This window comes from Streptomyces sp. NPDC051310 (assembly GCF_044455245.1).
Taxonomy (GTDB): domain Bacteria; phylum Actinomycetota; class Actinomycetes; order Streptomycetales; family Streptomycetaceae; genus Streptomyces.
This window is the reverse complement of the sequence record NZ_JBITEO010000028.1, coordinates 33,829-48,702: the sequence shown is the minus strand read 5'-3', so window position 1 is coordinate 48,702 and position 14,874 is coordinate 33,829. Positions and strand designations below refer to the sequence as shown.

The following is a 14,874-nucleotide window of genomic DNA, read 5'->3' as shown; positions in this document are numbered from 1 at the left end:
CCCGGGGTCAGCGTTCCGTGCCGCGCGGTGCCGAGGCGTCGGCGAGGCCGCCCGCCCCCAGCAGGCCCGTGGGCTCGAAGGGGTGCACGGCGGCGAGCCGGGGCAGCTCCCGGCGGGAGAGCAGCGTGACCACGGGCGGCATGGCGGCCCGGACGAGCTGCGTCGCCCGCAGCCAGGACGGCACGTACACCGCGGGACGCCGCCGCTCCACCGCGCGGACCAGCCGCTCCGCCACGTACGGCGCGGGGTACACCTTGCGGGCGGGCGCGGGCATGTGGCCGCGCAGCTCACGCAGCACCGCGTGGGCGTCGACGTCGCGGATCATGTCGGTGTCGGTCCAGTTGATGTACGCGATGCCGACCCCCACCCGCCGGTGGGCGACCTCCGCGCGCAGGGAGTGGGCGAACGACTCGGCACCGGCCTTGGAGGCGCAGTACGCGCTCATCATCGGCGCGGCACCGATGGAGGCGAGGGAGGCGACCTGGAGGAAGTAGCCGCACGTCTCGAAGAGCGCCGGCAGATGGGCGCGGGCGGTGGCGGCGCTGCCCACCAGGTTGACCTCGACCACACGGCGCCAGACGGCCGGGTCCGACTGCGCGAACGGTCCGCCCTCGGCGAGCCCGGCGTTCGCCACCACCACGGACGGGGGGCCCAGCCGGTCCCTGACCTCGGCGGCGACCCGCGCCATGCGCGCCTCGTCGGTGACGTCGACCTCCCAGCACCACGACTCGGTCGGCAGCCGTTCCCCGACCCGGGCGAGCGTCTCCTCCTCGCGCCCGAGCAGCGCCACCTTGGCGCCGCGGTCGGCCAGGCACACGGCGAGGGCCTCCCCCAGGCCCCGGGCCGCCCCGGTCACGACCGCCGTGCGGCCGCGGAGCGGGTTCGCTTGCGCTGTCATGCGGCGACTCCCTCAGCGGTGGGGATACCTCACCCACGCTACGGGCACCCGGCCCGGGCGGCCCGTCGGCGACGGGCCGCCCGGGGCCGCGGCCGGCCCCTAGGCCCTGTCGTCACATTCCCATCTGCCCCGCGACGCAACACGGCCTAGGGCCGGCGCGGCGGCAGGCAGTCGGCCGGCGGGGGCTTCTCCTCCGGCCAGGCGATCTGGACGAACTCGGGTGTGCCGTCGCGGGTCAGCTGCACCACCGGTACCGCCTTGTTGTACGGGTTGCCGGCGTTGTCCAGGCAGATCCAGCCGCTCGCCCCGGACACCCGCAGCGAGCCCTTCACCTGCGGCCACTGCCGCCCCACGTCCACCAGCAGCGGCAGCTTCCCGCCCTCCGGCGTCGCCTCCCGGATCGCGAGCACGGCCGCGGCCATCGCGTCGTACGCGATGATCGACTGCCCGTCCGCGAGCGCCACCGGCCCCACCGGTCCGTACGCCGGGCCGCTCACGGTCCGCATCATCCGCTCGAACTCGGCGTACGCGCCGGCCGAGCCGCCCGTCGCCGGCAGCGGGCGGCCCTTGACCGCCCGCCAGGCGTCGGGGTGCGCGAGGGCGGCGTACCGGACGGTCACCCCGTTGTCGAGCGCGGTCGGGTCGAGCCGCCGGTCGGCCCCGAGGTAGGAGCCCTCGTCACCGGTCAGCAGCGTGAACTTCCGGTGCGCGCAGCCACGTGCGCCGAGCGCGTTGATGAACTGCCGCAGCTGGGTGTGGCGTCCGGCGAAGAACAGGGTCTCCGCCCGGGTGTCGCACACGAGGTCGGTGATCCGGCGGAAGGTGTTGGCCGTGGTGCCCTCGTCGGTCTGGTTCTCCGGCGAGGTGAACAGCTGCGGCTCGTAGGGGACGTCCTTCAGCAGGGCGGTGAAGGCCCGCCTGAGCGTGTCCGTGTAGTAGTCGCCGGTGCGCGTGTCGTGGACCAGGAGCGCCTTCGCCGCGTCCACCTTGCCGAAGTTCGCCAGGGCGCGGGCCTCGTCGGTGTTGGTGGGGGAGACCCGCGCCAGGCCCGGGAAGGGGGTGGAGGTGGCGCTGTTCGCGAGGTCGTCGGCGGTGATGGTGGTGCCGACGACGGCGATGCGCGCCGAGGTCAGCGCGGTCACGGCGTCCCGGACGGGCGCGCTGCTGGTGGCGATGCCGGAGACCGCGCGCAGCTGGTGCGGGGCGCCGGTCATGCCCTTGAGCTGCTCCACCGTGGTGCGCCAGTGGGCGTTGCCGTTGCCGGTGTTGGCGAGGACCAGCCGGATGCGGGGGACCTGGCCGTTCGACGCGTGGTTCGCGCGGTACTGCTGGGCGTAGGCGCCCTGCACCTCGTGCAGCACCTTGATCCGCATGCCGGCGCTGGTGGACGTCAGCGGCAGCATGAGCGCCACCGTGGCGTACTCCCCCGCCTTCAGCCGGCCGTTCTCGCGGGCGATGGCGGCGGCGACGGCGGTGAGCCCGGGGACCCGGAAGTCGTGGCCGTCGCCGGAGACGCCCACGCACTCGTCGCTGCCCTGCGGGCGGGCGACCCCCGGGGCGCAGGAGCGGTCCTCCGGGGTCGTCGCCCGGTCGATCACGGTGACGGCGCCCCAGGCGAGGAGGGCCAGCACCACGACGCTGGTGACGATCTTCTGGCGGGTGGTGTAGAAGACGCGGTAGCGCAGCGGGTTCGCCATGGCGGGTCAGGCTCCGTCCCCCGCACCGGGGGGCACCGACAGCGCCCGCCAGGCACGGATGTCCCTCGGCCAGTGGGTGGCCGCGTCCCAGAGCGCACTGTGGCCGGTCAGGTGCCGGCCCGAGAGCCGGCGCAGCTCGTGCGCCAGTTTGTCGACGACCTCGTCGTCGGGCAGGGCCAGCGGATCGGTCAGCAGCCACACGGCGTGCAGCAGCCGCCGTACGGACAGGTGCAGCGCCACCGCGTCCGCGTCGAGCCCGTTCGGCGGCGGCCCGCCCGGGTCCTCGCCCAGGGCCAGGGCGCGGCGCGGGTCGGGGCCGGTGCGGTGCTGCTCGCGCGGGTACGGCGCCGCGGCGATGAAGCGCAGCCGGTCCAGCCAGTCCCGTACGCCCGGTTCCGGGAACCGGGCCGCCAGCCAGGTGACCGCCTCCCCGGTCCGGCCGAGGGCGAGTTCCTGCTGGAGGCGGTACGGGGTCGGGTCCGGCCCGTAGTGCCGGTGCAGCGTCTCGTACACGGCGCGCCAGGCGGCGTACGCGGGGCGGTCGCCGTCGTGGAACCGCAGCCGGTGCAGGAGCAGGGCCCGCAGCAGCGGGTCGGCGACGAAGTGCTCGGGCCCGGTGGGCCAGCCGTCCGCCCGCAGCGCGTCGCGGACCAGCAGGGCGGGGTCCCCGTCCACGGACTGGGCGCGCAGCCGGGTGCGGGCCAGCAGCCGCGCGGACTCCTCGTCGTGGGCGGCGGCGAGCACCGCGGGCGCGTCGGGGCGCAGCTCCGGCATGAGCGCGGCGAGGAGCGTGTCGGCGACGGGCGCCGCGGGGGCGTCCTCGCGGAGCTCGACGGTCAGGTCCAGCAGCGCCGCCGGGGTGAGCCGGCCGCGCTCGCGGGCGGGCGCCTCGCCGGCCGCCCGGCCCAGCAGGACGACGCCGAGGGGCCGTCCGCCCGTCAGCCGGTGCACGGCGCCGGGCAGTTCGCCGGGGGTGCGGCCGGCCGGGTCGTACCGGTCGAAGACGTCCCGGGTGTGGGCGGCGCTCAGCGGTGTGAGTTCCACGGCGAGGATCCCCGAGGTGATGTCGGTGCCGCGGGGGCAGGGCGCCCGGTGCGCGACCTCCGGCAGCCTGAGGCGGGTGGCGCGGCGCAGGCCCTCGTGGCCGCGGTCGCGGGAGGAGGCGACGACCACGAGCTGGTCGCGCCGGCCGTCGCTGCGGTCCCGCAAAACGGGCTCGATGAGCCGGCGGCCGAGCGGCACGTGCGCGTTGTCGAGGAGCAGGAGCGGCCGGCCGCGCCGGGTGCCGCGGTGGACCAGGCCCGTGTAGGCGCGCTGGAGGTCCTCGACGAGCGCGCCGACCAGGAAGCCCTCGGCCTCGGCGCGGCGCCGCCCGCCCTGTTCGAAGTCGACGGCGAGCTGGTGGAGCCCTATCTTGCCGTTGCCGCCCGCGTTGCGGTACGTGCCGTACCAGGACTCGGACTTGCGCTGGTAGCGGCCGAAGACCTCCTCCAGGACCGTCTCCACCGTCGCCTCCGCGAGGAGCCCGGCCAGCGGCGCGGTCGTCTCGGCGGCGGTCGCGGCCAGCTTGGCCAGCACCTTGGACACCCAGGTCGTGGCCGCGCCCTTGGCCTCGTCGACGGTGGCCAGCACCGGGCCGAGGCGCTGCAGGTCGCGCCGGGCCCGCTCGTCGTCCTCCTGCGACCAGCTGATGGCCGCCACGGCCGCCAGCCCCAGGGACAGCCGCGGGAACTGCACGGCCTTCGCCGCGTGCACCTTCGGCGACAGCTGTACGGCGAGCTCGGCGAGCGCGCCGGTGAGCGGGGTCCAGCCGGGTCCGTGGTCCAGGGGCGGCTCGATGTGCGCGCAGTCGAGCAGGGCGAGCGGGGTGCCGCCGCGGTAGGCGTTGCGGAGCTGCTTGAGCAGCGCGGTCTTGCCCATGCCGCGGCCGCCGGTGAACACGGTGACCGGCGGGTCGTCGCCGTGCTCGTACTCGGCCCTGGCGAAGCCGTACGGAGTGAGCCCGGTCAGGCGTGCGGCGAGACCGTGCGCTTCGAGAACCGCCTCACGGCCGTACAGCTGTCTGTCCACCGCCACCCCCCGTGACTCAGTGTCAGGCCAAGGTTACTGATGAACCGTGGGTTGCGGGGAGCCTCACGAGGTTCCGATCACATCAAGACGGGTGGTGCCGCGCAGCGGTCGGTGTCCGCGAGGCGCCGGTGCGGGCATCGGACGCGTGGACGACGATGTGCGGAGGTTCGTGTCCCGGGGTCCGCCCGCCCCGGCCGGGGGTGTCCCGGCGGAGTGCCGCTCAGGACTTCTTCGGGTCGTCGTCGCCGTCCTGCTCGCGCTTCTTCAGCTCCTCCTCGCGGCGGCGCAGGTCGGCCTCCCAGTCCTTCAGGAGCGCCTCGTCCTTCTCGTTCTCCGCGCGCAGCGACTTCAGGAACTCGGGGTTGTCGTCCGGGGCGACCCACTCCGTGCGGTGGTTGCGGTGCCGTTCGGAGGGGGTGCGGCCGCCTGCCGGGGCGTGGCGCATCTTGCCGGCGGCGAACCAGACGATCGGGCCGACGACCCAGAAGAGGAGGATGATGAAGATCCACGCCACCTTCGGCAGGTGCTTGGCCTCGTCCTCCGGCGTGTTCAGGCAGTCGATGAACGCGTAGATCGTCAGCGCCAGCGGCAGGATGTACATCAGTGCCCTGAGCATGTGGGACAGCCCCCTGGAAGCTTCGGCGGGCCGCGTTTCGACAGCCCCGGTGACAGGGCCAGGGTAGCCGGTGGCGGATACTTGGCCCCATGGCTTACGACGATCTCCGCTCGCTGCTCAGGGCCCTGGACCGCGAAGGCGACCTCAAGCGCATCAAGGCCGAAGTCGACCCGTATCTGGAGGTCGGGGAGATCGTCGACCGGGTCCAGAAGTCCGGTGGCCCGGCGCTCCTCTTCGAGAACGTCAAGGGCTCCGACATGCCGCTCGCGATGAACGTCTTCGGGACGGACCGGCGGCTGCTGAAGGCACTGGGCCTGAAGTCCTACGACGAGATCAGCGCCAAGATCGCCGGGCTGCTGAAGCCCGAGCTGCCGCACGGCTTCGTGGGGGTGCGGGAGGCCTTCGGCAAGCTGGGCGCGATGACGCACGTGCCGCCGAAGAAGGTCAAGGACGCGCCCGTGCAGGAGGTCGTGCTGCGCGGTGACGACGTGGACCTGGACCGGCTCCCAGCGCTCTTCACCTGGCCCAAGGACGGCGGGTCCTTCTTCAACCTGGGGCTGACCCACACCAGGCACCCCGAGAACGGCATCCGCAACCTCGGGCTGTACCGGCTCCAGCGCCACGACAGGCGCACCATCGGCATGCACTGGCAGATCCACAAGGACAGCCGCAACCACTACCAGGTCGCCGCGCGGCGCGGGGAGCGGCTGCCGGTGGCCATCGCGTTCGGCGCCCCGCCGGCCGTGACGTACGCCTCGACCGCGCCGCTGCCCGAGGACATCGACGAGTACCTGTTCGCCGGGTTCCTCCAGGGCAAGCGGATCGAGATGGTCGACTGCAAGACCGTGCCGCTCCAGGTGCCGGCGCAGGCCGAGGTCGTGCTGGAGGGCTGGCTGGAGCCGGGCGAGATGCTCCCCGAGGGGCCGTTCGGCGACCACACCGGCTTCTACACCCCGCAGGAGCCGTTCCCGGCGCTGACGATCGACTGCGTGACGATGCGGAGGCGTCCGCTGCTCCAGTCGATCGTGGTCGGCCGCCCGCCCACCGAGGACGGACCGCTGGGCCGTGCGACGGAACGCTTCTTCCTGCCGCTGCTGAAGATCATCGTGCCGGACATCGTGGACTACCACCTGCCGGAGTCGGGCGGCTTCCACAACTGCGCGATCGTCTCGATCGAGAAGAAGTACCCCAAGCACGCGCAGAAGGTCATGCACGCCATCTGGGGCGCGCACATGATGTCGCTGACCAAGCTGATCGTGATCGTCGACGCCGACTGCGACGTCCGCGATCTGCACGAGGTCTCCTGGCGGGCGCTGGGCAACACCGACTACGCCCGTGACCTCACGGTCGTCGAGGGCCCGGTGGACCACCTGGACCACGCCTCCTACCAGCAGTTCTGGGGCGGCAAGGCGGGCATCGACGCCACCGAGAAGTGGCCCGAGGAGGGCTACACCCGCGACGGCGGCTGGCCGGACATGGTGGAGTCCGACCCGGCGACGGCCGCCCTGGTGGACCGCCGCTGGAAGGAGTACGGCCTGTGAGCCCCATCGCCATGGGCGGCCCGGCGCTCTTCATCGGCACCGACACCGACTACGTCGCGCTGGTGCGCCCGGAACTCGACCCGGACCAGCCGGGCGTGCGGGCGGCCGCCGCCGAGGCGGGCGTGACGCCGGAGGAGTTCGCCGGCCCCGGGGACACCTGGATGGTCATGGTCGAGACCGGCGGTGAGGGCGACGGCTTCGAGCTGCCCGGTGTGCGCGACGTGGAGCCCGCCGGCTTCGCCGAGCGGCTTCGCGCGGAACTCGCCGCCGCGTCCGGGCCGTTCACCGTCGACGGCGGCGCCGTGCTGAGCCTGGACGCCCGCCCGGCGGGCGCGGACGCGTACGCCTTCACGGCGCGCGTCACCCCGCCCGACGACCCGGACACGACGTGGACGGCCGAGACGGGCCCCGTGCCCACCGCCGGGCTGCTGGCCGACCTCGACGCGTTCCTCGGGAGCCTCGCGTGATGACGACCTCGGACGGGGTCGTCGGTTCCGGCCCCGCGCCGCGCTCCACCGGCAAGGTGAAGGCGTTCCTGCGGCTGGTGATGATCGAGCACTCGGTCTTCGCGCTGCCGTTCGCGTACATCGCCTCCCTCACCGCGATGCACGAGCTCGACCGGACCATCGACTGGGCGACCCTGCTGCTGGTCACGGTCGCGATGGTGGGCCTGCGGACCTTCGCCATGGCCTGCAACCGGATCATCGACCGGGAGATCGACGCGCGTAACCCGCGCACCGCGGGACGCGAGCTGGTCACCGGAGCGGTGTCCGTGCGCTCGGCCTGGACCGGGGCGCTGGTGGCGCTGGCGGTCTTCCTGGGCGCGGCGGCCCTGCTGAACCCGCTGTGCCTGGCGCTCGCGCCGCTCGCCGTCGTGCCGATGGTGGTCTATCCATACGGCAAGCGCTTCACCCACTACCCGCACGCCATCCTCGGCCTCGCCCAGGCCATCGGCCCGGTCGGCGCCTGGCTCGCGGTCACCGGGGCCTGGTCCTGGGACGCGGTCGTCCTGGGGCTCGCCGTCGGCGTCTGGATCGGCGGCTTCGACCTGATCTTCGCCTGCCAGGACGTCCAGGCCGACCGCGCCCACGGCGTGCTGTCGGTCCCGGCCCGCTTCGGCATCCCGGCGGCGCTGTACGGAGCGCGGGCGTGCCACGTCGTGACGACCGGGCTGCTGGTCTGGTACGCCCTGCTCACGGACGCCGGTGCCTTCTTCTGGGCGGGCCTGGCCGTCGTGGCCGTCGCCTTCGTCTACGAGCACACCATCGTCCGGCCGCACGACCTGTCCCGCCTGAACCGGGCGTTCTTCACGACGAACGGCTTCATCGGGATCAGCCTCTTCGTGTGTGCGCTGATCGACCTGCTGGTGCGCGGGCTCACGGTCTGACGGAAGGCGCCGGCCCGGGGCGTCAGCCCGGCGTGAGCGCCGGTGCCCGGCGGGTGCGGCGGCGGAAGACGAAGGCCGCCGCCACGCCCGCCACCAGGCCGAAGAGGTGGCCCTGCCAGCTCACGCCGGACTGGGTGGGGGATATGCCGAGCAGGATCGTGCTGCCCCAGACGGCGCCGATCAGCAGACCCACACCGATGTCCAGCGCCTTGCGGTCCACGAAACCGCGGACCACCAGGTAGCCGAAGAGGCCGAAGACCAGTCCCGACGCTCCCGCCGTGACGCTGTACGGCGGGGAGACCAGCCACACGCCCAGGCCGTCGACGACGACGATCAGCGCGGCGACGGCCAGGAAGCGGCGGATGCCGCCCAGGGCCGCCAGGAAGCCGAAGACCAGCAGCGGCACGGTGTTCGCCGCGACGTGGCCGAAGCCGTAGTGCAGGAACGCCGCGGGGACGATGTCGCGCAGCTCGGTGACCTGCCGCGGACTGATGCCGTACCCGTCCAGGGCGTGGCCGGTCGCCAGGTCCACGGCCTCCAGCACCCACAGCAGGGCCACCCAGGCGACCATCAGCTGCGCGGCCGCCCTGACCCGGCCGGCGCCGTCGCGTGCCGCGGTATCGCGACCCGTCGTCCCCGTCATCGCGGCTCCCTGCGGTGTGGTGTGCTCCCACCTCGGGAAACGTCCGGTCACCTTCCCCGGTTCCCCGCCCGCCGGGCCGGATAGGCTCGGGCGCATGACTGTCGGCAAGCGCGTTCCGTGGGTCGTCGGGGTGTCCGGGGCGTCGGGGACGCCGTACGCCGCCGCGGTGTTGCGGGGGCTGCTCGCGGCGGGCGAGAGCGTGGACCTCGTGGTGTCCCGGGCGTCGCGGCTGACGCTGCTCGACGAGACCGGGATCGCCTTCCGCGACGCGCACTGGCGCGAGGACCTGGGGGAGTGGCTGGCGCGGGGTGCCGACGGCAAGCCCGGCACGTTCCCCGTGCGGGTGGACGACGTGCGGTACTGGGCGGCCGGCGACCTGGCCGCGGGGCCGTCGTCGGGTTCGTACCCGGTCAAGGGGATGCTGATCGTGCCCGCCTCCACCGCGGCCGTGGCCGGGGTGGCGCTGGGCCTGTCGAAGGACCTGCTGCAGCGGGCGGCGAGCGTGACGCTGAAGGAGCGGCGCCCGCTGGTGGTGGCGGTGCGGGAGACCCCGCTGAGCGGGCAGACGCTGAAGCAGCTGGTGGCGCTGGACGAGGCGGGCGCGGTGGTCCTGCCGGCGTCGCCGGCGTTCTACGCGGGCGCGACCCACATCCAGGACCTGGTGGACTTCGTCGCCGGGCGGGTGCTGGACGCGGCGGGCGTGCCGCACGGGCTGTACCGCCGCTGGAAGGGGGAGCTCGGGGGCTCCCGGAACGAATGACGACGCCTCGCGGCGCTCCGGAAAGATGTGGTGCGGGGCGCCGACCCCGCATGCCTTAGATTGACACTCAAACGCGCGGTTTCGCTGGACAGATGGAAGGCTTCAGGCATATGGACGCCGTGGATAGGCAGCTCATCCAGGCCCTGCGGGAGAACGGCAGGGCCTCGTACGCCGAGCTCGGCCGGCTGGTCGGGCTCTCCGGGCCCTCCGTCACCGACCGCATCAACCGCCTGGAGGCGGCGGGCGTCATCACCGGCTACCGCGCCACCGTCGACTCCGCCTCCCTCGGCCTGGGCGTCACGGCACTGATCGGCATCTCGCTCTCGGACGCCGCCGACCACGAGGACGTCGCGCGCCGGCTGCGGGACCTCGCGGAGATCGAGGACTGCTGGTTCATCGCGGGCGACGACTCGTACATGCTCAAGGTGCGGGCGACCGACGTGGACGGCCTGGAGAAGACGATCCGGCGGCTGTCGGGCACGAAGGGCGTGTCCCGTACGCGGACCACCATCGTGCTGTCCACGAAGTGGGAGAACCGGGTCGGGGACCTGCCCGAGGAGGCCTGACGCCCGGTCGGACGGGGCTCCGGCCGCCCGTGCGAGGCGGGGGAGTACGGTGGGGCAGGCCCGATTGACACACGTATGGGAGGCGGCCTGACATGGACGCGGGGCTCAAGCGCGAGCTGGAGGAGAAGGTCCGGTCCGGGGAGCGGCTGACCCGCGAGGACGGCATCGCCCTCTACGAGTCGGACGACCTGGCCTGGCTCGGCGGTCTCGCCCACGAGGTGCGCACGCGCAAGAACGGCGACGTCGTGCACTTCAACGTCAACCGGCACCTCAACATGACGAACGTGTGCACGGCCTCGTGCGCGTACTGCTCGTTCCAGCGCAAGCCGGGCGAGAAGGACGCGTACACCATGCGCATCGAGGAGGCCGTCCGCCTCGCCAAGGCGATGGAGAACGACAACCTCACCGAGCTGCACATCGTCAACGGGCTGCATCCGAACCTGCCGTGGCGCTACTACCCCCGCTCGCTCAGCGAGCTGAAGAAGGCCCTGCCGAACGTCTCCCTGAAGGCGTTCACGGCGACCGAGATCCACCACTTCGAGACCATCTCCGGGCTGTCCGCCTCCGAGATCCTCGACGAGCTGATCGAGGCCGGCCTGGAGTCGCTGACCGGCGGCGGCGCGGAGATCTTCGACTGGGAAGTGCGCCAGCACATCGTGGATCACCGCACCCACTGGGAGGACTGGTCGCGGATCCACCGGCTCGCGCACGAGAAGGGTCTGAAGACCCCGTGCACGATGCTGTACGGCCACATCGAGGAGCCCCGCCACCGCGTGGACCACGTGCTGCGGCTGCGTGAGCTCCAGGACGAGACCGGCGGCTTCCAGGTCTTCATCCCGCTGCGGTACCAGCACGACTTCGTCGACATGCAGGACGGCAAGATCCGCAACCGCCTGCAGGCCCGCACCACCATGGCGACCGGCGCGGAGGCGCTGAAGACCTTCGCGGTCTCGCGGCTCCTCTTCGACAACGTCCCGCACGTCAAGGTCTTCTGGGTCATGCACGGCGTGCAGACCGCGCAGCTCGCGCTCCAGCACGGCGCCGACGACATGGACGGCTCGGTCGTCGAGTACAAGATCACGCACGACGCCGACAACTACGGCACGCCGAACAAGCTCAGCCGCGAGGACCTGCTGGAGCTGATCCGCGACGCCGGCTTCCGCCCCGTGGAGCGCAACACGCGCTACGAGATCATCCGCGAGTACCCGGGCCCGGACGCCGGCCGCCGGGAGACGCCGCAGCCGATGCGCGTCTGACACGGCGGAGCTCCGGCCCGTTCGTCCGTGCCCCGGGTGGGTACCCGGGGCGCATGGCCGGCCGTACGGGGACCGCCCCGGAGGACGCGTACACAGCCGAGCCCTTCGTGCCCGGGCGCGGCGGCATCGAGGCGCTGCGCGAGGCCGCCGCCGGGTGCCGGGGCTGCCCGCTGCACCGCGACGCCACGCGGACCGTGTTCGGCGCGGGCAACGCGCACGCCCGGGTGCTGCTCGTCGGCGAGCAGCCGGGCGACCAGGAGGACCGGCAGGGCGCGCCGTTCGTCGGGCCCGCGGGCAAGGTGCTGGCCCGGGCGCTGGCCGAGGCCGGGATCGACCCTGGTGACACGTACACCACCAACGCCGTCAAGCACTTCAAGTTCGAGATCGTGCCCGAGCGGGGCAAGCGCCGCATCCACAAGGCGCCCAGCCTGCGGGAGATGAGCGCCTGCAAGCCGTGGCTGGACGCGGAGGTGCGGCTCGTCGACCCGGAGATCATCGTCGCGCTCGGCGCGACCGCCGGGAAGGCGCTGCTCGGCTCGGGCTTCCGGGTGACCAGGCAGCGCGGCATGCTCCTGCCGTACGAGGACCGCGGCGAGAGCCTGCTGGCCACCGTCCACCCCTCCGCCGTGCTGCGCGCCGACGACCGCGAGGCGGTCTACGCGGGGCTGGTGTCCGACCTGCGGATGGCCGCCCGGGCCCTGGAGTGAGTCGTCTACCGTCGGGGGCATGCCGCTGACCTTCGCCCTCGACCCGCGTATCGACACCGCCCTGCGCGACGGCGTCCTCCGCCTGTGGACGGACGTCTCCAACGCGGGCGGCTCCGTCGGCTTCGTCCCCCCGGTGGTCCCCGACGACGTCCGCCCGGAGTGGGTCAAGCACCTCGTCGCCCTCGACGAGGGCCGCACACGGCTGCTGGCCGGTTTCGACGAGGACGGCTCCGTCGCCGCCACCGCCTTCATCACGTACAACACGCACCGGCTGATGACCCACTGGGTGTGGCTCTACACGGTGATGGTGCACCCCCGCCACCAGGGCAAGGGGTACGGGCGGGACCTGATGGCCGCCACCGAGGCGGCCGTGCGCGGCTTCGGCGGGATCGAGGCGATACGGCTCACCTGCCGCGGCGGCACCGGCGTCGACCGGTTCTACGCCTCCTGCGGGTACAAGGAGGTCGGGCGCATCCCGGGCGCGATCCGGGTCGCGGAGGGTGACGACCGGGACGACATCATCATGTATCTGCCGCTCACCCCCTGAAATGATCCAAACGGCACGTGCTTCACTGGACGGGCAACCGAGCGAACAGGAAGAAGGAAGGCCCGCCGTGTCCGCTGCCGCCTGGACGAGCGCCACCATCCGCTACACCCTCATGCGCTTCGGCATCTTCGCCGGCTGCTTCTTCGCCCTGTGGGGCCTGGTGTACGCCGGAGTGCTGCCGCGAGGGCTCGGTGACTCCAACCTGCTGTGGGTCCTGCTGCTCTCGATCGTCATCTCGGCGCCCCTCAGCTTCGTCCTGCTGCGCAAGCAGCGGGACGCGATGTCCGCGCAGATCGCGCCGAAGGTCGACGGCGTGAAGGCGCGCCTGGAGGCCAACCGGTCCCAGGAGGACGCCACCGCGCAGTGACCTGACGCAGTGACGTGGCCCACAGCCCGTCCGCACCCCCGTGCCGAAGCCGCGCTTCGCACGGGGGTGTTGGCGTTCACGGGCTGCTCGACCCAAAGAAGTGCTTTGAGGGTCTCAAAGTACAAGTGTTAACGTGTTCGGCGTGAAGACAGCTGTGCGCCCCCGTGGAGCCATGAGCCTCCCGCTCGTGGCGCGCCTGCATGTCGACTTGTGCCGCTGTATGTCCGCGGTCTGTTGCCGCGAGGTCTGACCCGGCATCATGCAGCGGCGCCGCCTGAAGCGCGCGTGCGCCGCACCCACCCCATCCTGTCCCGTATTTCCCGATACGCCCTCACTGGAGTGTGTCCGTGTCCGCGTCCGCGAGCACCGAGAAGCCCGCCCGCCGCATATCCGTCCCCAAGGTCCCCTTCTGGGCCCAGATCGTCGCCGGTCTCGTCCTCGGCGTCGTCCTCGGCTGGGTCACCCGCACCTATGACGTGCAGTGGCTGTACACCACGCTCGACAAGGTCGGCCACATCTTCGTGCAGCTGCTGAAGCTGGCCGTCGCACCGCTGGTCTTCTTCGCCATCCTGGTGTCGATCACCAACCTGCGGAAGGTGAACAACGCCGCCCGCCTCGCCGGCCGCACCCTGCTCTGGTTCATGATCACGTCGCTGATCGCCGTGGCCATCGGCCTCACGATCGGCCTGCTCACGAACCCGGGCGCCGGGACCGGCCTGACGCCGAAGGACGGCGAGAAGCCCGAACACGCGGGTTCCTGGCTCGACTTCCTCACAGGAATCGTCCCGACGGACGTCATCACGCCGTTCACCGAGCTGAACGTCCTGCAGATCGTCTTCATGGCCGCCGTCGCCGGTATCGCCGCCCTGAAGCTGGGCGACCGGGCCCAGCCGGTCCTCACGCTCAGCGAGTCCGTGCTGGAGCTGCTCCAGAAGGCCCTGTGGTGGGTCATCCGCCTCGCGCCGCTCGGCACCGTCGGCCTCATCGGCTACGCGATCGCCGACTACGGCTGGGACCTCATCGGCAAGTACGCCACCTTCACCGCCGACGTCTACATCGGCTGCGCCCTGGTGCTGTTCGGCGTCTACCCGCTGCTGCTGGCGACCGTCGCCAAGCTCAACCCGCTGCAGTTCTTCAAGGGCGCCTGGCCGGCCATCCAGCTCGCGTTCGTCTCCCGCTCGTCGGTGGGCACCATGCCGGTGACGGTCAAGGTCACCGAGCGCCTCGGCGTGCCGAAGGAGTACACCTCCTTCGCCGTCCCGTTCGGCGCCACGACGAAGATGGACGGCTGCGCCGCGATCTACCCGGCGCTCGCCGCGATCTTCATCGCGCAGATCTTCGACGTCCAGCTGGGCATCGGCGACTACCTGCTCATCGCCTTCGTCTCGGTCATCGGCTCCGCGGCCACGGCCGGTCTGACCGGGGCGACGGTCATGCTGACGCTGACCCTCTCCACGCTGGGCCTGCCGCTGGAGGGCGTGGGCCTGCTGATGGCGATCGACCCGATCCTGGACATGATGCGCACGGCCACCAACGTCGCCGGCCAGGCACTGGTCCCGGTCGTCGTCGCCGCCCGCGAGAAGATCCTCGACCTCGACGCGTACAACGCCGCCACGGCCTCCCCGGTCGACGAGGAGGACGAGGCGTACGGCGTGCGCGAGGCCGAGCAGAAGGTGTCCGTGCCGGCCACCGCCTGACCCTCTCCGTCCCCGCCGGTGCCTCCGGCCGCCCTCGTACGCGAGGGGGGCCGGGGGCACCGGCGTGTGCGCCCGCACCCCCTAGGCTGTGTGGCTACCGAAGGGTAGGAGGTAGGGGCCGT

Annotated in this window: 15 protein-coding genes; 10 read left to right on the top strand and 5 right to left on the bottom strand. The window is 72.5% G+C overall.

Annotated elements, in window-relative coordinates; translation table 11 throughout:
- Window positions 1-7: 7 nt before the first annotated feature.
- The 4 genes from ACIA79_RS29945 to ACIA79_RS29930 all read right to left on the bottom strand — a co-directional run bounded on the left by ACIA79_RS29945 (window position 8) and on the right by ACIA79_RS29930 (window position 5,281).
- Complete coding sequence (locus tag ACIA79_RS29945; RefSeq protein ID WP_399431516.1) at window positions 8-898, bottom strand: SDR family oxidoreductase; 891 nt, start codon at window positions 896-898, stop codon at window positions 8-10.
- A gap of 146 nt (window positions 899-1,044) precedes the next feature.
- The gene (locus ACIA79_RS29940; RefSeq protein ID WP_399431515.1) at window positions 1,045-2,595 is read right to left on the bottom strand and encodes a hypothetical protein; all 1,551 of its coding nucleotides are present in this window, start codon (window positions 2,593-2,595) and stop codon (window positions 1,045-1,047) included.
- A gap of 6 nt (window positions 2,596-2,601) precedes the next feature.
- The gene (locus tag ACIA79_RS29935; RefSeq protein ID WP_399431514.1) at window positions 2,602-4,665 is read right to left on the bottom strand and encodes a hypothetical protein; all 2,064 of its coding nucleotides are present in this window, start codon (window positions 4,663-4,665) and stop codon (window positions 2,602-2,604) included.
- A gap of 220 nt (window positions 4,666-4,885) precedes the next feature.
- Entirely contained in the window at window positions 4,886-5,281 is a 396-nt protein-coding gene (locus tag ACIA79_RS29930; protein WP_399431513.1) for a PLD nuclease N-terminal domain-containing protein, read from the bottom strand.
- 89 nt (window positions 5,282-5,370) lie between these two features.
- On the opposite strand from ACIA79_RS29930, the gene ACIA79_RS29925 reads away from it, so the two are divergent.
- From ACIA79_RS29925 to mqnP, 3 genes are read left to right on the top strand one after another with little or no spacing between them, the layout of a single operon-like run.
- A complete protein-coding gene (locus tag ACIA79_RS29925) occupies window positions 5,371-6,822 on the top strand; it encodes a menaquinone biosynthesis decarboxylase (protein ID WP_399431512.1) in 1,452 nt (483 codons plus the stop codon).
- Window positions 6,819-7,289 (top strand): hypothetical protein, encoded by a 471-nt coding sequence (locus tag ACIA79_RS29920; RefSeq protein WP_399431511.1) that lies wholly within the window; start codon window positions 6,819-6,821, stop codon window positions 7,287-7,289. The genes ACIA79_RS29925 and ACIA79_RS29920 overlap by 4 nt, the downstream gene beginning before the upstream one ends.
- Window positions 7,289-8,209: a menaquinone biosynthesis prenyltransferase MqnP gene (gene mqnP / locus ACIA79_RS29915; RefSeq protein WP_399431510.1), complete on the top strand. Its 921-nt coding sequence runs from the start codon at window positions 7,289-7,291 to the stop codon at window positions 8,207-8,209. Before ACIA79_RS29920 ends, mqnP begins: the two co-directional genes overlap by 1 nt.
- Before the next feature lie 22 nt (window positions 8,210-8,231).
- Here mqnP and ACIA79_RS29910 read toward each other — a convergent pair whose 3' ends face one another.
- Window positions 8,232-8,852: a rhomboid family intramembrane serine protease gene (locus tag ACIA79_RS29910; protein WP_399431509.1), complete on the bottom strand. Its 621-nt coding sequence runs from the start codon at window positions 8,850-8,852 to the stop codon at window positions 8,232-8,234.
- Between the two features lie 94 nt (window positions 8,853-8,946).
- Between ACIA79_RS29910 and ACIA79_RS29905 the strand changes: the two genes are divergently transcribed.
- From ACIA79_RS29905 to ACIA79_RS29875, 7 genes are all read left to right on the top strand, one after another.
- Entirely contained in the window at window positions 8,947-9,612 is a 666-nt protein-coding gene (locus tag ACIA79_RS29905) for a UbiX family flavin prenyltransferase (protein ID WP_399431508.1), read from the top strand.
- Between the two features lie 110 nt (window positions 9,613-9,722).
- Entirely contained in the window at window positions 9,723-10,178 is a 456-nt protein-coding gene (locus ACIA79_RS29900) for an Lrp/AsnC family transcriptional regulator (protein ID WP_031077173.1), read from the top strand.
- Window positions 10,179-10,270: 92 nt separating this feature from the next.
- The gene (gene mqnE, locus ACIA79_RS29895) at window positions 10,271-11,434 is read left to right on the top strand and encodes an aminofutalosine synthase MqnE (RefSeq protein ID WP_399431507.1); all 1,164 of its coding nucleotides are present in this window, start codon (window positions 10,271-10,273) and stop codon (window positions 11,432-11,434) included.
- 53 nt (window positions 11,435-11,487) lie between these two features.
- On the top strand, window positions 11,488-12,141 hold the full coding sequence (locus tag ACIA79_RS29890) for a UdgX family uracil-DNA binding protein (RefSeq protein WP_399431506.1): 654 nt from the start codon (window positions 11,488-11,490) through the stop codon (window positions 12,139-12,141).
- A 19-nt stretch (window positions 12,142-12,160) separates the two neighbouring features.
- Window positions 12,161-12,688 carry a GNAT family N-acetyltransferase gene (locus tag ACIA79_RS29885; protein WP_399431505.1) on the top strand — a complete coding sequence of 176 codons (528 nt, stop codon included), beginning with the start codon at window positions 12,161-12,163 and terminating at the stop codon, window positions 12,686-12,688.
- 112 nt (window positions 12,689-12,800) lie between these two features.
- Window positions 12,801-13,055: a DUF4229 domain-containing protein gene (locus ACIA79_RS29880; RefSeq protein ID WP_399431563.1), complete on the top strand. Its 255-nt coding sequence runs from the start codon at window positions 12,801-12,803 to the stop codon at window positions 13,053-13,055.
- Between the two features lie 347 nt (window positions 13,056-13,402).
- Window positions 13,403-14,752: a dicarboxylate/amino acid:cation symporter gene (locus ACIA79_RS29875; protein WP_399431504.1), complete on the top strand. Its 1,350-nt coding sequence runs from the start codon at window positions 13,403-13,405 to the stop codon at window positions 14,750-14,752.
- Window positions 14,753-14,874: the final 122 nt, after the last annotated feature.